This window comes from Noviherbaspirillum cavernae (assembly GCF_003590875.1).
GTDB classification, from domain to species: domain Bacteria; phylum Pseudomonadota; class Gammaproteobacteria; order Burkholderiales; family Burkholderiaceae_D; genus Noviherbaspirillum; species Noviherbaspirillum cavernae.
This window is the reverse complement of record NZ_QYUN01000002.1, coordinates 312968-334452: the sequence shown is the minus strand read 5'-3', so window position 1 is coordinate 334452 and position 21485 is coordinate 312968. Positions and strand designations below refer to the sequence as shown.

24 protein-coding genes are annotated in these 21485 nt (G+C 62.5%); 15 read left to right on the top strand and 9 right to left on the bottom strand.

The window, feature by feature from the left end; all coding sequences use genetic code 11:
- The 4 genes from gpmA to D3870_RS01625 all read left to right on the top strand — a co-directional run bounded on the left by gpmA (position 1) and on the right by D3870_RS01625 (position 4769).
- Positions 1-747, top strand: coding sequence for a 2,3-diphosphoglycerate-dependent phosphoglycerate mutase (gene gpmA / locus D3870_RS01640; protein WP_119736131.1), 747 nt, complete (start codon positions 1-3; stop codon positions 745-747).
- Positions 748-851: 104 nt separating this feature from the next.
- Positions 852-2192 carry a murein hydrolase activator EnvC family protein gene (locus D3870_RS01635; RefSeq protein WP_242489818.1) on the top strand — a complete coding sequence of 447 codons (1341 nt, stop codon included), beginning with the start codon at positions 852-854 and terminating at the stop codon, positions 2190-2192.
- A 3-nt stretch (positions 2193-2195) separates the two neighbouring features.
- On the top strand, positions 2196-3671 hold the full coding sequence (locus D3870_RS01630) for a S41 family peptidase (protein WP_119736129.1): 1476 nt from the start codon (positions 2196-2198) through the stop codon (positions 3669-3671).
- A gap of 339 nt (positions 3672-4010) precedes the next feature.
- Positions 4011-4769 carry a HesA/MoeB/ThiF family protein gene (locus tag D3870_RS01625; protein WP_119736127.1) on the top strand — a complete coding sequence of 253 codons (759 nt, stop codon included), beginning with the start codon at positions 4011-4013 and terminating at the stop codon, positions 4767-4769.
- Between the two features lie 10 nt (positions 4770-4779).
- Here D3870_RS01625 and D3870_RS01620 read toward each other — a convergent pair whose 3' ends face one another.
- A complete protein-coding gene (locus tag D3870_RS01620; protein ID WP_119736125.1) occupies positions 4780-5136 on the bottom strand; it encodes a hypothetical protein in 357 nt (118 codons plus the stop codon).
- A gap of 155 nt (positions 5137-5291) precedes the next feature.
- Positions 5292-6197, bottom strand: a complete 906-nt coding sequence (locus D3870_RS01615; protein WP_119736123.1) for a LysR family transcriptional regulator — start codon at positions 6195-6197, stop codon at positions 5292-5294.
- A 100-nt stretch (positions 6198-6297) separates the two neighbouring features.
- Here D3870_RS01615 and D3870_RS01610 point away from each other — a divergent pair, with 100 nt between their 5' ends.
- The 5 genes from D3870_RS01610 to D3870_RS01590 all read left to right on the top strand — a co-directional run bounded on the left by D3870_RS01610 (position 6298) and on the right by D3870_RS01590 (position 11360).
- Positions 6298-7467, top strand: coding sequence for a mandelate racemase/muconate lactonizing enzyme family protein (locus tag D3870_RS01610; protein ID WP_119741521.1), 1170 nt, complete (start codon positions 6298-6300; stop codon positions 7465-7467).
- 89 nt (positions 7468-7556) lie between these two features.
- On the top strand, positions 7557-8456 hold the full coding sequence (locus D3870_RS01605) for a DMT family transporter (protein WP_119736121.1): 900 nt from the start codon (positions 7557-7559) through the stop codon (positions 8454-8456).
- A gap of 20 nt (positions 8457-8476) precedes the next feature.
- Complete coding sequence (locus D3870_RS01600) at positions 8477-9691, top strand: YbfB/YjiJ family MFS transporter (RefSeq protein WP_119736119.1); 1215 nt, start codon at positions 8477-8479, stop codon at positions 9689-9691.
- 75 nt (positions 9692-9766) lie between these two features.
- The gene (locus tag D3870_RS01595) at positions 9767-10654 is read left to right on the top strand and encodes a DMT family transporter (RefSeq protein WP_119736117.1); all 888 of its coding nucleotides are present in this window, start codon (positions 9767-9769) and stop codon (positions 10652-10654) included.
- Positions 10655-10826: 172 nt separating this feature from the next.
- Complete coding sequence (locus D3870_RS01590; protein WP_119736115.1) at positions 10827-11360, top strand: PEP-CTERM sorting domain-containing protein; 534 nt, start codon at positions 10827-10829, stop codon at positions 11358-11360.
- A gap of 186 nt (positions 11361-11546) precedes the next feature.
- Here the strand turns inward: D3870_RS01590 and D3870_RS01585 are convergent, their stop codons facing one another.
- The 3 genes from D3870_RS01585 to D3870_RS01575 all read right to left on the bottom strand — a co-directional run bounded on the left by D3870_RS01585 (position 11547) and on the right by D3870_RS01575 (position 13939).
- Positions 11547-12434: a DMT family transporter gene (locus tag D3870_RS01585; protein ID WP_119736113.1), complete on the bottom strand. Its 888-nt coding sequence runs from the start codon at positions 12432-12434 to the stop codon at positions 11547-11549.
- A gap of 158 nt (positions 12435-12592) precedes the next feature.
- Positions 12593-13168: a nucleoid occlusion factor SlmA gene (gene slmA, locus D3870_RS01580; RefSeq protein ID WP_119736111.1), complete on the bottom strand. Its 576-nt coding sequence runs from the start codon at positions 13166-13168 to the stop codon at positions 12593-12595.
- Positions 13169-13204: 36 nt separating this feature from the next.
- Complete coding sequence (locus tag D3870_RS01575; protein ID WP_119736109.1) at positions 13205-13939, bottom strand: pyrimidine 5'-nucleotidase; 735 nt, start codon at positions 13937-13939, stop codon at positions 13205-13207.
- 37 nt (positions 13940-13976) lie between these two features.
- On the opposite strand from D3870_RS01575, the gene D3870_RS01570 reads away from it, so the two are divergent.
- Positions 13977-14918 carry a TraB/GumN family protein gene (locus D3870_RS01570; protein WP_119736107.1) on the top strand — a complete coding sequence of 314 codons (942 nt, stop codon included), beginning with the start codon at positions 13977-13979 and terminating at the stop codon, positions 14916-14918.
- Positions 14919-15056: 138 nt separating this feature from the next.
- On the opposite strand, the gene argB is transcribed toward D3870_RS01570, so the two are convergent.
- A complete protein-coding gene (argB, locus tag D3870_RS01565; RefSeq protein WP_119736105.1) occupies positions 15057-15968 on the bottom strand; it encodes an acetylglutamate kinase in 912 nt (303 codons plus the stop codon).
- 104 nt (positions 15969-16072) lie between these two features.
- Here argB and D3870_RS01560 point away from each other — a divergent pair, with 104 nt between their 5' ends.
- Genes D3870_RS01560 through D3870_RS01550 form a run of 3 tightly spaced genes read left to right on the top strand, consistent with a single transcriptional unit; the run spans position 16073 to position 17113 of the window.
- On the top strand, positions 16073-16663 hold the full coding sequence (locus D3870_RS01560; RefSeq protein WP_119736103.1) for a sigma-70 family RNA polymerase sigma factor: 591 nt from the start codon (positions 16073-16075) through the stop codon (positions 16661-16663).
- 16 nt (positions 16664-16679) lie between these two features.
- A complete protein-coding gene (locus D3870_RS01555; protein WP_119736102.1) occupies positions 16680-16892 on the top strand; it encodes a zf-HC2 domain-containing protein in 213 nt (70 codons plus the stop codon).
- A complete protein-coding gene (locus tag D3870_RS01550) occupies positions 16889-17113 on the top strand; it encodes a cysteine-rich CWC family protein (RefSeq protein WP_119736100.1) in 225 nt (74 codons plus the stop codon). The genes D3870_RS01555 and D3870_RS01550 overlap by 4 nt, the downstream gene beginning before the upstream one ends.
- Positions 17114-17173: 60 nt before the next feature.
- Here the strand turns inward: D3870_RS01550 and D3870_RS01545 are convergent, their stop codons facing one another.
- From D3870_RS01545 to D3870_RS01535, 3 genes are read right to left on the bottom strand one after another with little or no spacing between them, the layout of a single operon-like run.
- Positions 17174-17893, bottom strand: a complete 720-nt coding sequence (locus D3870_RS01545) for an SPOR domain-containing protein (protein WP_119736098.1) — start codon at positions 17891-17893, stop codon at positions 17174-17176.
- Complete coding sequence (locus D3870_RS01540) at positions 17887-18660, bottom strand: type III pantothenate kinase (RefSeq protein ID WP_119736096.1); 774 nt, start codon at positions 18658-18660, stop codon at positions 17887-17889. The genes D3870_RS01545 and D3870_RS01540 overlap by 7 nt, the downstream gene beginning before the upstream one ends.
- A gap of 4 nt (positions 18661-18664) precedes the next feature.
- Positions 18665-19456, bottom strand: a complete 792-nt coding sequence (locus D3870_RS01535; protein WP_119736094.1) for a biotin--[acetyl-CoA-carboxylase] ligase — start codon at positions 19454-19456, stop codon at positions 18665-18667.
- A 90-nt stretch (positions 19457-19546) separates the two neighbouring features.
- Between D3870_RS01535 and D3870_RS01530 the strand changes: the two genes are divergently transcribed.
- Together D3870_RS01530 and D3870_RS01525 are read left to right on the top strand one after the other, a co-directional pair.
- Entirely contained in the window at positions 19547-20674 is a 1128-nt protein-coding gene (locus D3870_RS01530; RefSeq protein ID WP_119736092.1) for an MlaE family ABC transporter permease, read from the top strand.
- Complete coding sequence (locus tag D3870_RS01525) at positions 20674-21474, top strand: ABC transporter ATP-binding protein (RefSeq protein WP_119736090.1); 801 nt, start codon at positions 20674-20676, stop codon at positions 21472-21474. The genes D3870_RS01530 and D3870_RS01525 overlap by 1 nt, the downstream gene beginning before the upstream one ends.
- Positions 21475-21485: the final 11 nt, after the last annotated feature.

Below are 21485 nucleotides of genomic sequence, written 5' to 3'. Positions count from 1 at the left end.
ATGTACAAGATCGTATTGATGCGCCACGGCGAATCCACGTGGAACCTCGAAAACCGCTTCACCGGCTGGACCGATGTGGACCTGACTGAAAAAGGCATCGCCGAAGCGCGCCAGGCCGGCAAGCTCCTGAAGGAAGCCGGCTTCAGCTTCGATCTCGCCTACACCTCGGTCCTGAAGCGCGCGATTCGCACGCTGTGGCTGACACTGGACGAAATGGACCTGATGTACCTGCCGATCGTGAACGACTGGCGTCTGAACGAGCGCCACTACGGCGCGTTGCAGGGTCTGAACAAGGCCGAGACTGCCGCCAAGTACGGCGACGAACAGGTGCTGGTATGGCGTCGCAGCTACGACGTGCCGCCCAACCCGCTGGAGCCGAACGATCCGCGCGCGTCGTACGACGACCCGCGCTACGCCGGCCTTGCGCGCGAACAGATTCCGCTGACCGAATGCCTGAAGGACACCGTCGTCCGCGTCATGCCCTCTTGGGACGAAGAGATTGCACCGGCGATCCGCGCCGGCAAGCGCATCATCATTTCCGCCCACGGCAACAGCCTGCGCGCGCTGATCAAGAGCCTCGAAGGCATCAGCGACCAGGACATCGTTGGCCTGAACATTCCCAACGGCCAGCCGCTGGTGTATGAACTGGACGCCGACCTGAAGCCGATCAAGAGCTACTACCTCGGCGACCAGGCCGCGATCGAGGCAGCGATGAAAGCCGTCGCCAGCCAGGGCAAGGCCAAGTAACGCTGCCGATGCAGTCCAGACGCCATTCCGGGCAATCATTGACCTCCCCATCGACGACGCGGCGCGGCCCGCATGCAAGCAAAAACCTGCTTGCCGCGCTCGGAATGGCCATCGTCCTGGCGATGCCGTCCGCGCATGCGGCCAAGCTGACCGAACGCAGCAGACAGAAGCGCGCTGCAGAAGCCGAGCGTGCCGAACTGCAGCAAAAACTCGCCACGCTCAAGCGCGACATCACGCAAACAGAGCACGCGAGAAGCCACGCCGCCGATGAACTGGGGCATTCCGAAAAAGCGATTTCCGAAGCCAACCGCGCCCTGCACGAATTGGCGGCCGAGCAACGGGAGACCGAAGCCAGACTCAACCGCCTGAACGAAGAGCAGACCAGGCTCGCCAACATGGTGAGCGCGCAGCAAACCAGACTGGCGAAGCTGATCCGCGAACAATACGTTGCCGGCAATGAAGACCGCGTCAAGCTGCTGCTGTCGGGCGACAACCCGAACCGCATCAACCGCGAGTTGCAATACATGGGTTACGTGTCGCAGGCGCAGGCAAGGCTGATCGAATCGCTGCGCGCCAATCTGCAGGCAATCGAGGCCAACCGCAGCGACGCGCAAAACGCGCGCGACGAGCTGGAGGAAATCGCACAGGAGCAGCGCGAACAGAAAACGGCGCTGGAGCAACAGAAGGCGCGGCACGCATCGCTGCTGGCGAAACTGTCGAACAAGCTGGCCGCCCAGCGCAAGGAAGCCGGCAGCGTCGCGCGCGACGAACAAAGGCTGGCCGGCTTGCTCGACAGACTCGGCAAACTGATCGAGGAGCAGCGCAAGGCCGATGCCGCCGCACAGGAAAAACGCCGCCAGGAACAGTTGGCGCGCGCCAGGGCGAAAAGCCGGGATGACATGGTTTCAAAAGAATCATCCTCTAAAGAAAAATCAAAGCCGTCCCGCACAAACCCTGATTCAATTGACAATGACGAACCACCGTCGAAAACGTCGATCCGCAATGAACTCGTGCCTGTTGCCGGCGTCCAAGACAGTGGATTCGTGCGCACGTTCAACACTTTGCGCGGGCAGCTGCGGTTGCCTGTGAAGGGAGACCTGGTTGCCAGATACGGCAGCAAACGGGGCGACGGCCCGAGCTGGAAAGGATTGTTCATCCGTGCCGAGGAAGGCAGCGAAGTGAGGGCAGTGGCGGCCGGCAGAGTGGTATTCGCCGAGTGGTTGCGCGGTTTTGGCAATCTTGTCATCATCGACCACGGCAGCGAATACATGACCATTTACGGCAACAATCAGGCGGTCCTGAAAAGGGCCGGCGACATGGTCAAAACAGGTGACACCATTGCCAGCGCGGGCAACAGCGGTGGCAACGAACAATCGGGTTTATACTTTGAAATGCGGCATCAGGGCCGCGCATTCGACCCAATGGATTGGGTCATTACCAGGTGACACATGGGCAGCAAACTCAAGAACTTCGGTCTTATCGGTCTGGGCGTGATTGCCGGCGTCGCCGGCTCGATGCAATTCGACGCCAGCGCGCAGAAGACCACGTCCACCCTTCCGCTGGAAGAGCTGCGGCAGCTGGCCGATGTGTTCGGCCTGATCAAGACCGACTACGTCGAGGCGGTCGAGGACAAGAAGCTGCTGACCGAGGCGATTTCCGGCATGGTCGCATCGCTCGATCCGCACTCGGCGTACCTGGACAAGAAGGCGTTCAAGGAACTGCGTGAAGGCACGCAGGGCAAGTTCGTCGGCCTCGGTATCGAGGTCGGGATGGAAGACGGTTATGTCAAGGTCATCTCGCCGATCGAGGATTCGCCCGCGTTCAAGGCAGGCCTGAAGGCCGGCGACCTGATCACGCGTCTCGACGCCACACCGGTCAAGGGCCTGACGCTGGATGAAGCCGTCAAGCGCATGCGCGGCGAGCCGAACACCAAGATCACGCTGACGATTGCGCGCAAGGAAGAAGACAAGCCGCTCATCATCACCATCGTGCGCCAGGAAATCCGCGTGCAAAGCGTGAAGTCGAAAATCATCGAACCCGGTTACGCATGGCTGCGCGTCGCGCAGTTCCAGGAACCGACCGTCGATGACATGGTGAAGAAGATCAACGCGCTCTACGCGCAGGAACCGAACCTGAAGGGTCTCGTGCTCGACCTGCGCAACGACCCGGGCGGCGTGCTGCCGGGTGCGATCGGCGTCTCCGCAGCCTTCCTGCCGAAGGATGTCGCGATCGTCTCGACCAACGGCCAGTTGCCCGACTCCAAGGCAACCTTCTATGCGCGGCGCGAGTTCTACACCTCGTCGCGCAGCGCCGGCAGCGACCCGCTGGCGAAGCTGCCGGAAGCGGTGAAGAAGGTCCCGATGGTGGTGCTGGTCAACACGGGTTCCGCCTCGGCCTCCGAGATCGTGGCCGGCGCATTGCAGGACTACAAGCGCGCCACCATCATGGGCACGCAAACCTTCGGCAAGGGCTCGGTGCAGACCATCCGCCAGCTGTCGCCGGAGACCGCTGTCAAGCTGACCACCGCGCGCTACTACACGCCCAATGGGCGCGCAATCCAGGCCAAGGGTATCGTGCCGGATTTGCTGGTGGACGAAACCGCCGATGGCGATGGCCTGAACGGTCTGCGCCTGCGCGAAGCAGACTTGCAAAAGCACCTGTCCAACGACCGGGACAAGGATGAGGCCGCCCGCAAGATCGATGAACTGGAAGAAGAACAGCGCCTGGCCGCACTGGAGAAAAAGCGCAAGCCGCTGGAATTCGGCGGCAAGGATGATTTCCAGCTCGCCCAGGCGCTGAATCACCTGAAAGGCAAACCGGTGCAGCTCTCCAAGGCGCCGAAGGTTGAGAGCAAGAAAGAAAACACCATCAACGAAAAGAAAAACGGGAACGGAAACGGAAACGGAAACGGCGAGAAGAAATAAGCCGTGACCGCGCCCTGTGAAAAAGCCGCAGCGATGCGGCTTTTTCTTTTGGGAAGCGGGAGATGCCTTGGCGACGCGGGCATGCCTGCCTCATGGACTTCGCAATCAAGCCAGGCACCATCATTCCGACCACAGCGAGGAATCTCGCACATGCACAGACCGGCATGGATGCGGGATTCCTCGCCGCGCCCGGAATGACATTGTTATTGCCAAACCATGTGCTTGCATCATGCGCCCGATTCCTCCGTCAATGCCGACCGAGCCTGCGCACGCCTTCCAACCGTCATCAATGTTAAATTACTTCCTCCCCGCGTCCGTCCGGCACACCTCCAAACACTCATGAACGACAACCAGCTTCTGCGCTATTCGCGCCACATCCTGCTCGATGAAATCGGCATCGAAGGGCAGGAAAAACTGCTCGCCGCACATGCGCTCGTGATCGGTGCCGGCGGACTCGGTTCACCCGCTGCCTACTATCTCGCATCGGCCGGCATCGGCAGGATCACACTGGTGGACAACGACACGGTGGATCTGACCAATCTGCAGCGGCAGATTCTGCACACGACGGAACGCGTCGGTCACTCCAAGGCCCATTCCGGCAAACAGACGCTGGCGCAGATCAATCCGGAAATCGAGGTCGTCGCGTTAAGCGAGCGCGCTGAGGGCGAACGACTTGCCGAGCTGGTCGCTCGAGCCACGGTGGTGCTCGACTGCAGCGACAACTTCGCGACGCGCCATGCCGTCAACCGCGCCTGCGTCGCGCACAAGGTGCCGCTGGTATCGGGCGCGGCGATCCGCTTCGACGGGCAGATCTCGGTGTTCGATCCGCGCCGGCCCGATGCGCCCTGCTACGCCTGCCTGTTCCCGCCGGATCAGCAATTCGAGGAAGTGCTGTGCTCGACGATGGGCGTGTTCGCGCCGCTGGTGGGCATCATCGGCACCATGCAGGCGGCGGAGGCATTGAAACTGGTTGCGGACATCGGCGAATCGCTGGCGGGCCGCCTGCTGCTGCTGGATGCTCGCAGCATGGAGTGGACCAGCATCAAGATCGGACGCAATGCGGATTGCGCGGTGTGCGGCGGAAAACCACGTGCCTGACGCCGGTGTTTCAATTGGCGCGATCCGCCACTGCGCAGGCCGGATTTCCTGCGTCCGCAAGCAAGGGCTCGACGGATGTCGCGCGCTCCGCGATCAGGGCAGGGATGCCCTCGCCTTCGTCGCGACCGATGCATGCGCTCGCACGGGAAGCGCCAGAGCCGCCTGACGCGGCGTTCTGCATCAAGAGGTAATCGCGATAGGCGGCAAAATGCCGCTGCTGGACCACAATCGCACGCGCTTCGCTCCTGTTGCCCGCTGCAACGACGGCACGCGATGCGACGTTGCCGACTGCGTTTTCCGCAAGTGCAAACGTTGTCGCAAGAATGCCTGTCGCACATGCGGCACGCATCAACCTCTGCTTGATCATGTCACCTCCCCTGACACGATTATTCGCGTTTTCGGTCCGGTGTCTTTTGGCTTCCATCAACCGAGTTCCGCACTGCGCGACATGCAACTTGTCTCGCATCAAGAGTAATGCGGCAAGCTGTCTTGCGATCAATTTCCCTGCTCAGCTGCCGAGCACTACGAATGTCCCGCCGCACCAAAGCTGCTCACCAGAAAATCGATGAAGGCGCGCACCTTGGCCGGCATGTTCTGTCTGTCCGGATAGAACACGAACAGGTCGGCCGGTGCGGGCCGGAACTCCTTCAGCACCACGTGCAGGCGTCCGGTTTCGAGATACCTGGCGACGTCCCACTCGGAGCGCAGCAGAATGCCGTGCCCGTCCAGCGCCCAGCCCAGCACCACGTCGCCGTCGTTGCTGGAGAGCGCGCCGCTGACCTTGACCGTGTCGGTCTTGCGGTTGCGCGTCAGCCGCCAGATGCCGTGCGCGTCGTCGTTCTGGCGATGGATGATGCAGCGATGGTGCGCGAGGTCGGCCGGCGTTTGCGGCTGGCCGAATTTTTTCAGGTAGGCCGGCGATGCGCACAGGAAACGGCGGTTCGACATGATCCTGCGCGCGGACAGGCGCGTATCGGGCAGTTCGCCGAAGCGGATGCCGAGGTCGAAGGCTTCCTCGACCAGATTGATCGGCCGGTCGGTCAGTTGCAGCTGCACTTCCAGTTCCGGGTAGCGCCTGGCGAAGGCGGACACCAGCGGCGCGATCGTGGTGCGCCCGAAACCGAGCGTGGCGTTGATGCGCAACAACCCTTTCGGCGCGGCGCGGCTGCTGGCGACCGACTCTTCCATCTCGCGGATCGAGGCCAGTATCGCACTGGCCTGTGCGAGGTACATCTCGCCCTCGCTGGTCAGGCTGAGTGTGCGCGTGGTGCGGTTGACCAGCCGCACGCCGAGGCGCTGCTCCATCTGTGCCAGACGCCGGGTGACGGCGGGTGGCGTGATGTCGAGTTCGCGGGCGGTCGCCGACAGGCTGCCCTTCTTCGCCAGCAGGACAAAGAAGGCGAGTTCGGATGAGATGTCGTTTTTCACTTCAAGTGAATAGTGGTTTCAATCAAGGTGAATTATAGGCCTGCGCGGCAAGGGTAAGCTGTTCACCATGTTCACCACATCCGCAGGGAAAGGCCATGCCATGAAGATCGTTGAAATCAGGGAAAAAACGCTGCCCATCAGCTCGCCGATACGCAATGCCTACATCGACTTCAGCAAGATGACGCTGAGCCTCGTCGCGGTGATGACGGATGTCATGCGCGACGGCAAGCCGGTGGTCGGCTACGGCTTCAATTCGAACGGCCGCTACGGCCAGGGCAACCTGATGCGCGAGCGTTTCATCCCGCGCATCATGGAAGCTATGCCGGCATCGCTCCTCAGCGACGATGGCGGCAATCTCGATCCGCACAGGATCTGGAACTGCATGTTCACCAATGAAAAGCCGGGCGGCCACGGCGAACGTTCGGTGGCGATCGGCACGATCGACATGGCGGTGTGGGATGCGGTCGCGAAGATCGAAGGCAAGCCGCTGTTCCAGCTGCTGGCCGACCGCTACGGCGACGGCGTCGCCAGGCGCGAGGTGTTCGTCTATGCGGCGGGCGGCTATTACTATCCCGGCAAGAACGACGACGCGCTGAAGGACGAGATGCGCAGCTATCTCGACCGCGGCTACAAGGTCGTCAAGATGAAGATCGGCGGCGCATCGCTCGACGACGACCTGCGCCGCATCGATGCCGTGCTGTCCGTGCTGCAGGACGGGCAGAAGCTGTGCGTCGATGCGAACGGCCGCTTCGACATGGATACCGCGATCGCATATGCGAAGGCGCTGTCGCAGTACGATCTGTTCTGGTACGAGGAAGCGGGCGATCCGCTCGACTTCGAGTTGCAAGCGATGCTGCGCAACTACTACGACAAGCCGATGGCGACCGGCGAAAACCTGTTCTCGATGCAGGACGCGCGCAACCTGATCCGCTACGGCGGCATGCGCGCCGACCGCGACTGGCTGCAGTTCGATTGCGCGTTGAGCTACGGCCTGGTGGAGTATCTGCGCACGCTGGACATGCTGCACCAGCACGGCTGGTCGCGCACGCGCTGCATCCCGCACGGCGGGCATCAGATGTCACTCAACATCGCCGCCGGCCTCGGCCTCGGCGGCAACGAGTCGTATCCCGATCTGTTCCAGCCCTTCGGCGGATTTCCGGATGGCGTGCAGGTGGAGAACGGCATGATCACGATGCCGGACCTGCCGGGCATCGGCTTCGAGGGCAAGGCGAATCTGTACCAGGCGATGAAGGCCTTGAGCGACGCCTGACTTGCGGGGGAAACGCTTGCGCGGGCAAGCGGCGCATTTTCCCCGATGCTAGAATCGGCAACGATCAGTTTCCTTCCAGCAAGGTCATCATGAGCACCGCCGATTTCGCCAAGCTGGTATTCCTGTCTTCCATCTGGGGAGGCTCCTTCATTTTTCTGCGGGTGTCGGTGCCGGAAATGGGGCCGCTGCTGACGACCGTCATGCGCATCGTGCTGGCCGGCACGGCCATGATGGCGTTTGCCGCGGCGACGGGCGTCAGGATGGCGTGGCGGCGCAACGCGAAAACGTATGCGCTGGTCGGTGTCTTTTCCTGCGTGCTGCCCTTCTTCTGCTTTTCCTTCGCCGCCTTGCATTTGCCGGCCGCGCATTCCGCCGTGCTGAATTCGACCGCCCCCTTGTTCGGCGCACTGTTCTCGGTGATCTGGCTGGCGGAACGGCTGAACGCGCGCAAGCTGACGGGGCTGGCGCTCGGGATTGCGGGCGTGGCGATTCTGGTGGGCGCGGGCACGCTGCCGCTCGACGCATCGACCCTGTTCGCCGTCGGCGCCTGCCTGCTGGCCGCCGCCAGCTACGCGGCTGCCAGCATCGTCGTCAAGAAAACCGGCCGCCCCGACGGCATTCACCCGATCGCCGTAGCCACCGGCTCGCTGGTTCTCGGCGGCCTCGTGCTGCTGCCGGCGGCCCCGTTTTCCCTGCCGACCGCGATGCCTTCGATGCTGGCGCTGGGCTGCCTGGCCGGCCTCTCGCTGCTGTCATCCGCGCTGGCGCAGGCGCTCTTCATCCCGCTGATCGTGAAGATCGGTCCGACGCGCGCGATGACGGTATCCTTTCTCATCCCCTTGTTCAGCATGCTGTGGGGCGCGATGTTCCTGAACGAAGCGGTCCGCGCCTCGACGCTGCTGGGCGGCGGCGTCGTGCTGGCGGCAATGGGCATGGTGCTGTCGGCATCACCTGCCGAACCGGTTGACACACATGCCGCCGAAACATAGACGAATGAACAAGCCCATCCATGACATCACGCCTTGAAGGCCTTGCGCTGCGCCGGCCCATCCTCGTCGCCCTCGCCCTCTCGCTCGGCGCGGCGATCTCGCTGGGCCTCTCGCGCTTTTCCTACGCCTTGCTGTTGCCGCCGATGCGCAGCGATCTGGGCTGGAGCTACCTGCTGGCGGGAGCGATGAATACCGCCAACGCAGCGGGTTATTTTGCCGGCGCGCTGGTCACGCCCGCGCTCATGCGACGCTTCAGCGCGCAAACCGCATTGGTCGGCGGCTCCATCCTTACCGGCATCTTCATGCTGCTGTCGGGCTTCGTGATCGATGCCGACATGCTGCTGTCGCAACGCGTGCTGGCGGGAATCGCGAGTGCCTTCATCTTCATTTCCGGCGGCGTGCTGGCGGCGCGGCTTGGCGCATTGCATCCGCAGCGCGCCGGCCTGCTGATCGGTTTGTATTACGGCGGCACCGGCTTCGGCATCGCGCTGTCGGCGCTGCTGGTGCCGGCCACACTGGAGCGCGCCGGCGCGCATGGCATCGCGCACGGCTGGCAATGGGCGTGGCTGGCGCTGGGCGGCATCTGCCTGCTGGCGACGCTGGCGATGGCGCTGCCTGCGCGCAGCATTGATGGCGCGACGGCCGGCGGCGGCGGGCAGCGGCACTTTCGCGTCCGCGCCTTCGGTTTCGGCCTTGCCGGTTATTTCATGTTCGGCGTCGGCTATATCGGCTACATGACCTTCATCATCGCGCTGCTGAAGGAACAGGGCATGCAGCAATCCGTCATCACCCTGTTCTACACGGCGCTCGGCCTGGCATGCGTGGCGTCGTCGCGCATCTGGGCCGCGATGCTGGACCGTTTCAAGGGCGGTCAGTCGCTGGCGATCCTCAATGCCTTGCTCGCGTTCGCGACCCTGCTGCCGGTGCTGACGGCGGCACCGGTGGCGGTGTTCGCCTCCGGCCTGCTGTTCGGCGCGGTGTTCCTGTCGGTGGTCGCTTCCACCACGGCGCTGGTGCGCCACAATCTGCCGCCGCAGGCATGGTCGGCCGGCATCAGCATGTTCACCACCGTGTTCGCGTTCGGCCAGATCGTGGGACCGACCATCGTCGGCTGGATTTCGGACGGCGCGGGCGGGCTGGAACGCGGTCTGGTGTTTTCCGCGCTGGCCTTGCTCGTCGGGGCAATGCTGGCGACTCAGCAACGCGCGCTGACGCAGCAACACACTGCTGCATAAGTCAGCTGTCCGATTCCGGCCAACGCCATCCCGGCGTTTGGCCTATGCTTTATTTTTTCGACTGAAAGACCAGGCATGCGACACGCAGACTTCCTCCGGCTCCTCGTTCTCGCCGCCATCTGGGGCGCCTCGTTTCTGTTCATGCGCATCGTTGCGCCCGTGCTGGGCGCGCTGTGGACTGCGGAAGTGCGTGTCGCGCTCGCCGGCGTCGCGATGCTGCTGTTCATGGCGGCGACTGGACGCGCGATGCATTTCGGCACCAACTGGAAGCAGTATCTGGTGCTTGGTACCCTGAATTCCGCGCTGCCGTTCGCGCTGTTCTCGTATGCAGCGCTGACGCTGCCGGCGGGATATTCCGCCATCGTGAACGCCACCACCCCGCTATGGGGCGCGCTGATCGGCGCGGCAGTGCTTGGCGAAAAACTGACCGCGCGCAAGATTGCCGGACTGATCATCGGCATCGTCGGCGTCGCGTTTCTGGTGCGTCTCGGCCCGGCGCGGTTTTCGCAGGAAGTGCTGATCGCGGCGCTGGCCTGCATCGGTGCCGCGATGTGTTACGGCATTGCCGGCGTGTATTCGAAAAAGACTTCCATCAGCATCGCCCCGCCCCAGATGGCGACCGGATCGCAGCTTGGCGCGGCGCTGGTGCTGCTGCCCTTCCTGCCGCTGTCGCCGATACGCGGCGACATCACCTTGTATATCGCGCTCGTCGCCTGTGCGCTGGCCTTGCTGTGCAGCGCCGTCGCCTACTTCATCTATTTCCGCCTGATCGCGGATATCGGGCCGACGAAGGCGCTGACCGTGACCTTCCTGATTCCGCTGTTCGCATTGCTGTGGGGCGCGCTGTTCCTGCACGAAGCGGTCAATCTCAATACGCTGATCGGCTGCGCACTGGTGGTGCTGGCGACGTGGCTGGTGGTGTTTCAGGGGCGCGGGGCGCAGCTCAAGTCGGCCGCCCGTTGATGCACACGCCTTGCATGGACTGTCGAACAATCTGACACCCGGATCTCAACGCATGCCATTTCGATACCCAACTCATTGATTTTCATGAAGTTTTCCGTCTGGTCCGTTGCTTGCTTTTCGACCGCACTTTGCTCAAGTGGATGCAGAGCCAACATTGGACAGGGAAACACAAATGAAACTGCTGAAAAAACTGCTGGGAATCGGATTGATCTCGATGGCGTCTTCCGCGATGGCCGCGCCGACTTACACCTACGTCGGCTCGTGGTTTGTCGATGAAGGCGATAGCTGGAGTGCGACCAACGGGCTGGGTCAGTACATCACGCCAGTACTGTCGGGCGTGGAGGCAGCGGCCTATATCTTCGGCGGATCGGCGAGCGACTACGCCATTTCCACCGTCAGCAGCAACGTGGCGGATATCAACTTCAAGGCATGGATGGATGGATGGGGTGATAGCAACACCTACGGCTGGAACGGTACGCCGGCCGCGCAGGACCTGCATATCGATGTGGGTGGTGACGGGCTCTACGCCTCCCCCGGAGGAGCCGGCAGTGCCTACTCCGCATACGTGAATGACCACGGCCTGCACCTGCAAAACTTTGCGTTCCGCGTGACCAACAGCAATGACGTGCCTGAACCGGGTTCGGTTGCGCTGCTGGCCGCCGCATTGGCCGCGCTTGCGTTTGCACGCAGAAGCGGCAAGGCCTGATTCTGAAGACCGGAGCGACTCCCGGTCGCTCCGCCTCGCATGACAGACAACCTGATGTCGTCTGTCATGCGCAGCAGCCAAACGTGACCATGCTCCGCACGTCACTCCCCTCCGCAACCTTCAACTCGTCCGGCACCCATCGCGATTCATGCGCATATCGCGCTCCGTGCGACGTTCGCCAGCGAGTCAGCTGCCGCGCTTGGAAAGGTAGATTCCCCACAGCAGCAGCGCACCGCCTGCCATCTGCACAGGGCCGACCGCTTCATTGAAAATGATCCAGGCCGCAATGGTGGCGGTCAGGGGCTGGATCAACAGACTCACCGATGACAATGACGCCGGTAAATGCGCAAATGCATAGGCGATCACCGTCTGTCCGCCGATCTGTGCGACCAGCGCCAAGCCGAGAAGCGGCATCCATGCCAGCGCGTTGGCCGGCCAGAACGCGCCCGGCGCGACCAGCGCAAACGGCAGCAATGCCAGCCCGGTCACGGTGGTGCTCCATGCCATCAGCCGCGCGGTCGAATACTGGTCGCGCGCGCCCTTGATTACCAGCTGATAGGCGGCATAAAACACGGCGCTTGACAGGCCCAGGGCATCGCCCAGCATTCTGCTTCCTGCGCTGTCTTGACTGGCCGCCGCATTCGGCGCGACCAGCATGACCGCGCCAACGAGTGCAATCACCATGCCGACGATGAAGATGCGGGCAAAGCGCACCTTGTACGCCAGCCACATCCACAGCGCAATGAAGATCGGCGCGAAGTTGGACAGCAGGGTCGCATTCGAGACGGTGGTGTAATGCAGGGACAAATGCCAGAGCGCCATGTCGGCCGCGAAATAGATCCCGGCCAGCACGAGCGCCATGGCGTAATCGGTGCGCTTGCCCGCAGCCTCGTCCTGCTTCCTGACCGCAAACGCCCACGCCCACAGAACCGGTGCCGCCAGCGCCATGCGCCAGAAGGCGGAGGCGAGCGGATTGACGTCCGACAGACGCATGAAGATGCCGGCAAAGCCGATGGCGATGCCGCCGGTCAGGAGCGCGAGGAAGGCGAAGGCGGGGAAGGTTTTTGTTGACATCGTGTGCGGGAGGATGCGACGCGCGAACCGCGAAGCTTGAAAGTGTACTGAGGTTCGCGCTTCTGCGCTGCGCAACGCGCCAGGGTAGCCGCAATCGCATGGGCACAAGTGCTCACGCCACGGCCCTGCATCTCATGCTTTCAGGGACGATGCGCGAATCACACCAGCAGCAACGCAATCTGCGCCTGCGCGTTCTCCGACGGATTCTGCCTGAACCCGCTCTTGGCAAAGCGGTGCCAGCGGCCCATCACCAGGCTGGCGATCATGTTGGCGCGCGCCGCGACTTCCGACTCTTTCGCCTCGCCTTGCGTGACCGCGATGCGCAGCGATTGCTTGAGCGCAAGTTCGACACGCTCGACGAACTGGTTCATGCGCTGCTGCAAACGCTCATCCTCGTTGACCAGCGCATCGCCGATCATCACGCGCGTCATGCCAGGATTGCGCTCGGCGAAGTTGAGCAGCATGCCGGTCATCGCCTGCACCTGCGACAGGCCGTTTTCCTGCTGCTCGGCGATCTGGTTGATGAGGCCGAACACGCTCGATTCGATGAACTCGATCAAGCCTTCGAACATCTGCGCCTTGCTGGCGAAATGCCGGTACAGCGCCGCCTCCGACACCTCGAGCCTGCCGGCCAAGGCGGCGGTGGTGATCTTCTCGCCCTTGGGCTGCTCCAGCATCGCGGCGAGGGTTTGCAGAATCTGGTGTTTGCGTTCGCCGGGTTTCGTGGTTGCCATGATGTGTTGGAATAATAGTCAGCAATCGGAATATTGTTACTTTCGCAGCCGGCCCAGTCTCGACGGGAGTTGCCGCACAGATTTTACTTTGACATCGGCACAAGCGGGACGCTTCATGAAGCCATGCAAGGACAGCTGGCCGGACAGCCGCCGCAGATTCGGATTGGACGCGAGATACTGCGTCACCCAGACCGTGCGCATGCCCAGCGCCTTCGCCGATCGCAGATTGTCGAGCGTGTCCTCCACCAGTACACAACGGCTGGCCGGCACGCGTTCTTTAGCGATCAGTTTTCGCAATAGCTGCCTGGACGGTTTCGGCCGCAGCTGTCCGTGCACGCGCATCGATTCGATCGGAATGTGCTGCGCAAAATGCCGGTGCAGGCCGAGATGCCGCACCACGTCGCGCGAATAGCGGCGCGGCGCGTTGGTCAGCAGGATCTTGCGCCCCGGCAGGCGCTTCAGCAATTTCGCCAGCCCGCGCTCGGCGCGGATCATGGCCGCCAGATCGTCGAACTGATGCGCCTCGCGCAGGAAATCCTCCTGCTTCACATGATGATGCCTGACCATGCCGAGCAGCGTCGCGCCATAGCGCTTCCAGTAATCGATCCGCGCCGCGTTGACGGTTTCCTCGTCGGCCGGCGTGTCGCCGTCGCCGAGGATTTTTGCCAGATAGGCATTCATGTTGGCATTGATCGCCGGGAAAATCGCGTGCGACGCATTGTGCAGCGTGTTATCGAGGTCGAACAGCCAGATCGGCGGAGGTTTGGGCATCTGCTTCTGATACAGTCAACGAAAAAAAGGGAGGTACATGAAACACAAAATCATGATTGCGCTGTCGAGTCTCCTGCTTGCATTCGCCGGCGCAGACAGCCTCGCAGAAAGTAATGTAGCGGCTCCGGCCGCATCCGTACAGAAGTCCGCCAGTCCGCCGCAACGCGGCAGCCTGTTTCGCGTGCGTCATCATGACAACACGGCGTACCTGTTCGGCACGATCCATGTCGGACAGCCGTCTCTGTATCCGCTCGAGAGCGAAGTGACGCAGGCGTTCAACCGCGCCGGCACGCTTGCGGTGGAAATCGATATCTTCAACACCACACCGTTTCAGCAGGCGATCGCAACGCACGGCATGTACGCCAACGGCGATACGCTTGATCGGCGCCTCTCGGCTGACAGCCTGCGACAACTGAAACTGGCGCTGAATCGATTCTCGATTCCATTCGACAACGCTCGCCCCATGAAGCCGTGGATGGTCGCCATCATGCTGACCACAGTCGAACTCGAACGCAACGGTTATCAAACCCGCTATGGCATCGAGCCCTTTCTTCTGGTCCGCGCGAAGGAGCAGGGCAAGACCATCGTCGAACTTGAATCCGCCGATTATCAGATGTCCTTGTTTGCCGCCATGAGCGACGCGCAGCAGGAGCGCTTCCTTGTCGAAACCCTGGCCGAACTCGCCGACGGCAAGCTGGTGAAGAAGACCGGCGCACTGTTCGAGGCATGGAGCAGCGCGAACGGCAAGGCACTGGAAGCGTTCATGCGCGAGGAACTCGGCGCACCGACGCCTTCCGCCGAATTCATGCAGCGTGTGATGATCGACAAGCGCAATCCGGAAATGGCGCAGAAGGTCGAGGCCATGCTCAAGGGCGGCGGCACCACCTTCGTCGGCGTCGGTCTGCTGCATCTGATGGGAGAAAAAGGTGTGCCGGAATTGCTGCGGCAGCGCGGATACCAGGTGGAGAAGCTGTACTGAGCGTGCCGCGACCGTGTGAGGCGGAGATTCCTCGCTTCGCTCGGATTGACAGCACCTGCGGCAAGTCGCGGCGATGCGGCGGCGATATTGGTTTTTGCGCGCGGTGGATTGCCGCCGCGCGCACGCTTCAAGCAACGCTCAATGCGAGCGGATCATCGTGCCGAAGGCCTGTTCCGTCAGCACTTCCAGCAGCAGCGAATGCTCGATGCGGCCATCGATGATGTGTACCGTGTTGACACCCGATTTGGCGGCGTCGAGCGCGGAGGAAATCTTCGGCAGCATGCCGCCGGAGATCGTGCCGTCGGCGAACATCTCGTCGATCTCGCGCGCCGACAGGTCAGTCAGCAGATTGCCCTGCTTGTCCATCACGCCGGGAATGTTGGTCATCATGATCAGCTTTTCGGCCTTCAGGATTTCCGCGATCTTGCCGGCCACCAGATCGGCGTTGATGTTGTAGGCCTGGCCGTCTTCGCCGAAACCGATCGGCGAGATGATCGGAATGAAGGCGTCGTCCTGCAGAGCCTTGACGACCGCCGGATTGATCGCATCGATTTCGCCGACGAAGCCGATGTCGAGGAACTTGCCCGGATTCTCCTTGTCCGGCATCTGCATCTTGCGCGCACGGATCAGGCCGCCGTCCTTGCCGGTCAAGCCGACCGCCTGGCCGCCGTAGTGGTTGATCAGCATCACGATGTCCTGCTGCACTTCGCCGCCGAGCACCCATTCGACGACTTCCATCGTTTCCTCGTCGGTGATGCGCATGCCTTGCACGAAGGTGCCCTGCTTGCCGATTTTCTTCAGCGCATTGTCGATCTGCGGACCGCCGCCATGCACCACCACCGGATTCATGCCGACCAGCTTCAGCAGGATCACGTCGCGCGCGAAGCCGTGCTTGAGGCGCTCTTCCGTCATCGCGTTGCCGCCGTACTTGACGACGATGGTCTTGCCATGGAATTTGCGGATATACGGCAATGCTTCGGCGAGAATTTCGGCCTTGATTTGCGGAGCAACTCCGGAAATGTCGATGGATGTGTCGGTGGTGTCTTTCATGGCAAGTCCTGAAAATGGATTGTCGCGATTTTACAGGGAAAGCGCGTCGCCTTCCCGACCGGGCGGTTGTGCTTTGGGCCGCGATTCGCTAGTCTTTTGATCAAATGACCAGTGCGCTTTCCCTCCACCACGAACTCGAAAACATGCGGCCTGCGCTGTTGCGATTTGCGATCTTGCAACTGCGCAACGACACGCTGGCCGAAGATGTTGTCCAGGAAGCATTGATCGCCGTGCTGGAAAAGCCGGACAGCTTCGCCGGACAATCCTCGTTGCGCACCTATGTCACCGGCATCCTGAAGCACAAGATCATCGATGCGCTGCGCAGTTCCGCGCGCGAATGCCGGATCGAAACAGGAGATGACCAATCCGAGGCGGACGTGATCGACGCCTTGTTCAGGCCGGATGGCCACACCGTGAACATGCCGCGCGACTGGGGCGATCCGGATGCCGAGCTGGAACAGAAAGATTTTTTCCGCGTGCTGGAAGTCTGTCTCGAAAAGCTGCCCGCAAGGACGGCCCGCATCTTCATGATGCGCGAATGGCTGGAACTCGACACCGGCGAGATCTGCAAGGAACTGGACATTTCCGCGACCAATGCCTGGGTGATGCTGTATCGTGCACGCGTCCAATTGCGCGAATGCCTGGATTTGAACTGGTTCGGCAAGCACATCCCGCCTTCCCCGCGCCGGCCATAGAAGGAGGAGCAAGCCCATGGGACTCAAACCGACTTGCAGGGAAATACACCAACTGACTTCGGAAGGCCTCGACCGCGAGCTGTCGATGGTCGAGCGCGCACGGGTACGCGTGCATCTGCTGGTCTGCGATGGTTGCAGTGCTTTCCATGCCCAGATGCAACTGCTGCGGCGAGCGATGCGTCAAATGCAGATTTCCAAACCGGACGACAAGGAAGGCGGACAATCATGAGCAGTTGTTCACGCTGCGGTTCGGCATTCGAATGCGGGATGAAGGACCCGCAGGCAATCGCGCAGCCCTGCTGGTGCACCCGCATGCCTATCCTGCCGGCATCGGCCTATGTGCGCAACGCGCAGGACGCGGCCGGCAGCGATTGCTTCTGTCCGCAATGCCTGCGCGCACTGCTTGATGCGCTGGATGCACAGGAAGCACCGGCATCCAACAGGCAGTAAGCAGACACCTTTCACGATTGGTCTGCTGGCGTGTCATGCAGGCCGTGCTGATGCCTCGGATCACGCCGGCTCGCAGTGCCGTGTTTCGTGTTTCGGGAAAGTCGCGCTGATCCGGTTCACGCTGTCTCGCATCTGCGCATCCAGATCGCGTAACTGAAACGCCACCATGCTGGTGGTGACGCTGCGCGCGCCGATGCGGGCCGAGCGCACGCCTTTCTGACTCAGCCTGACGAGATGTTCGCGCGCCGCCTCTTCCTGCCGGAAGACGCCGAGCGAGATGCCCATGCGCATGCTGGAGTTGTCCTGAATGATGTAGTAGTCGGTGATGCCGAGCCGGCGCAGTTCGGCGGTCTTGTTCTCCGCGCTCTCCAGATCGGGCAGCGGCGGAATGTAGACGATGTGGGTCGCCACCTCGCGGATGGGACGCTTCGACACCCTGGTGCCGAGTGCCAGCGCGGCCAGTTTGGCCTCGAACAGGCGCGCGTCTTCGCGATTGAAATTGCCGATTTCGGTGCAGGCTGCGACCTCGCTTTTCGGCGCGGGTTTTTCCACCGGTTTTTGCACGGCAACCGCCGCCACCGCAACAGCGGGCGCTGCCGGAGCGGGCGCGCGCGCGCCTGTGGCGGGCGGCGGAATCAGCTTGATCTTGTCCGCATTGAGCTGATTGCTCACGCGCGCCGGTTCGCGGCCGCTCGGCATCAGTGTTTCGAGATGGCCTTGCTGGTAGGCGAACAACACGCCATTGGCAAGCAGCAGAATCGTGAAGAAAAATTTCAGCATGAGGTACCCGCAACGATTTGCAATCCGATCAGCACGAGATTGTCGACTTTCCTGTAGGGCACGGACAGGTGCGGCGCGATCAGATGCGCCGCACCGCCGGCGAGAATGCATTGCACATCGGAATGATTCCTGGCATGGGCGGCGACCGCGCGCTCGATGGCACCGGCCTGCGCGGCGATGCAGCCGCTGACGATCGCGGCATCGGTATTGTCGGCAAACGGTTCGGATAGCGCGATGTGTTCCGCCACCTGCGGCAATTGCGCGGTGTTCTTTGCCAGCGCGGTCGCCATCAAGCCGAGCCCCGGCAGGATCATGCCGCCCACGAAAACACCATCCGCCGTCACCGCATCGATCGTGGTCGCCGTGCCGCAAGTCGCGACGATCAGCGGTGCATCAGGGAACAATGCATGCGCGCCGATCGCGGAGGCGAAACGGTCGCAGCCGAGCTGCGCCGGATTGCGATATTTGTTGCGCACGCCCGCGAGCTGCGCAACGGAACCGAACCATTCCAGCGGCACCGGCTTCAAGCCGAGGGCCAGCGCCATGGTCTGCTCCAGCTCTTCGCGCATCGCCGGACCGGCCACATTCGACAGCACGACGCGGGAGATGTTCGCATCGCGCCAGATGTCCGCCAGCTGCCTCACCTGCGCGCGCTCGATGGAGCCGGATGCGGCCCACTGCCCCAGCTTGTGCGGCAAGTCGAGATCGCGCCCGGGAATCAGCGCCCATTTCACTCGCGTATTGCCGGCATCGATCAGCAGCACCATGCTGTCAGCCTCCCGCCACGCGCAGCGACACGTCGCCCGCCATCACCGCAACCGGCCCGGCCGCGGTGTCGAGCATGAGGCGCCCGGTCGCATCCACGCCGGCCGCCACACCTTCGTGCAGCACCCGGCCGTTGTCGAGGATCATGACGGTTTGTCCGCTATATGCATGCAAGGCATTCCAGCGCGGCGCAAAGCCGGCGAAGCCGGTTTGCTCGAATTGCACCAGCGTGTCGGCCAGCTTGTTCAGCAGAGTCGCCATCAGCATGTCCCGATCCAGTTCGGTCAGCCACGGAATATCGGCCACCGGCCGGCCGATCGTGGCGGCGAGCGCGGCATCGACCGCCATGTTCAAGCCGACGCCGATCACCGCCCAGCTGCCTTCGCGCGGCGCGACGGCAGCGGTTTCGATCAGGATGCCGGCCAGTTTCCGGCCTTCATGCAGCACATCGTTCGGCCATTTCAATTGCACCTTCACGTCGAACATGGCGAGCGCGTCGGCAATTGCCACTCCGATGGCAAGCGGCAGTCCCACCAGCGCATGCACCGGCAATGCAAACTTCCACGCCAGCGAAAACGTCAGCGATGCGCCGGCTTGCGAATGCCACGCGCGTCCGGCCCGCCCGCGTCCCGCAGTCTGCCGTTCGGCAACGAGCAAGGTGGGTGCGTTCAAGCGGTCGATGGCGGCCAGCAGGTCGGCATTGGTAGAGCCGGTTTCCTCGACGGCCTGCAGTGCGATCTGCTGCGCAGGCCCCTGGCAAAACGTCGCGATGCGTTGGGGAGAAAGCGTGATAGTCATGTTACGCGCATTGTATCGGGATGGATGATTCTTGCGTGGTGACAAATTGTGGCGGATGACGCCTGTCACATTCTCCCTTAAACTGGCGCAATGCCAAACCGACAATTGCCGACACTCACGATCGAAAAACGCGATTCACCTACCGTATGCGTTGCCGGCCGCTGGCAGGTACACGCACTGACGCGGCCCGGCGTGGCAAAAGATATCAAAACGACATTGAGCGGTTTGCCGAAGGATGCATCTCTGCACTGGGACTTGTCGCACATCGCCGCGCTGGACCACATTGGCGCGCAATGGCTGTGGAACACCTGGGGCAGGAAACGCCCGCAACGACTCGCGTTGCCGCAACGCTATGAGCAATTCTTCAAGCGGCTCGAAAAGACCGGCACGCTGACCCTGCCGAAGAAAACGACGCAGCCATGGTACGCGCCGGCGTCGCTGGCGCGCATGATGAACATCTTCGCGGAACACGTGTTGAGTTTCATCGGATTGATCGGGCAATTGGCGCTCGACCTCGGCCGCTTCGCGGCGCGTCCGCAGCGCGGGCCATGGAAGGAAATCTCCGCCAACATTTTCCATATCGGCTATCAGGCGCTCGGCATCACGGCGCTGGTCGGCTTCCTGATCGGGGTGGTGCTGTCCTACCTGTCGGCGCAGCAGCTGCACACCTTCGGCGGCGACATCTATCTCGTCAACATCCTCGGCATGAGCATCATCCGCGAACTCGGCCCCTTGCTGGCGGCGATCCTCGTCGCCGGCCGCTCCGGCTCCGCGATCACGGCGCAGCTGGGCGTGATGCGCGTCACGGAAGAACTCGACGCGATGCTGGTGATGGGCATGCCGCACGGCTTCCGGCTCATCATGCCGAAGGTGATCGCGCTGGCGATCTCGATGCCGCTGCTGGTGGTGTGGACCGACGTGGTGGCACTGATCGGCGGCATGTTTGCCGCGCAGGCCGAACTCAGCCTGTCGCCCACCTACTTCCTGCAGTCCTTGCCGGATGCGGTGCCGCTGGCCAACTACTGGATCGGCATCGGCAAGGGCGTGGTCTTCGGCTGCCTGATCGCGCTGGTGGCATGCCACTTCGGCCTGCGCATCGAGCCCAACACGGAGAGTCTCGGCCAGGGCACGACGCTGTCGGTCGTCACCGCCATCACCATCGTGATTCTGGCGGACGCGGTATTCGCGATCGTCTTCAAGGGCGTGGGGTTCTACTGATGCCGGAGGCGACTGTCAGCCGTACGCCCGTGATCGAAATCACGAACCTGTGGACGCAGTTCGGCGACTTCGTCGTCCACAAGGAACTGAATCTGGTGGTGCAGCAAGGCGAGATCGTGTCGCTGGTCGGCGGATCGGGTTCCGGCAAGACCACGCTGCTGCGCCGGATACTCGGATTGGACGCGCCGACGCGCGGCACGGTACGCGTCTTCGGCGAGGACATCAACCGCGCTAACCGCGCGCATCTGCAGCATCTGCGCAACCGCTGGGGCATGCTGTTCCAGCACGGCGCAATGTTTTCCGCACTGACCGCGTTCGACAACGTGGCGCAGCCGATGCGCGAATTGCGCGTGCTGCCGGAAGACCTGATCCGCGACGCGGTATTGCTGAAGCTCGACATGGTGGGCATCACGCCGGCCGATGCGCTGAAGATGCCGGCCGATCTCTCCGGCGGCATGATCAAGCGCGTCGCGCTGGCGCGCGCACTGGCACTGGAGCCGGAGCTGCTGTTTCTCGACGAACCGACCGCCGGCCTCGACCCGGACCGCTCGGAAAGCTTCGTGTCGCTGATCCGCACGCTGCATCAGGAGATGCAGCTGACGGTCATCATGGTCACGCACGATCTGGATACCTTGTTCGAGCTGTCGACGCAGATCGCGGTGCTGGCGGAAAAGCGCGTGCTCGCGTACGGCCCGCCGGGCGAAGTGATCCGTGTCGATCATCCGTTCATCAAACAGTTCTTCCTCGGGGAACGCGGCCAGCGCGCGCTGGAAGTGTTGCGCGAACATCCGCACAGTTAAAGGACAGAAAT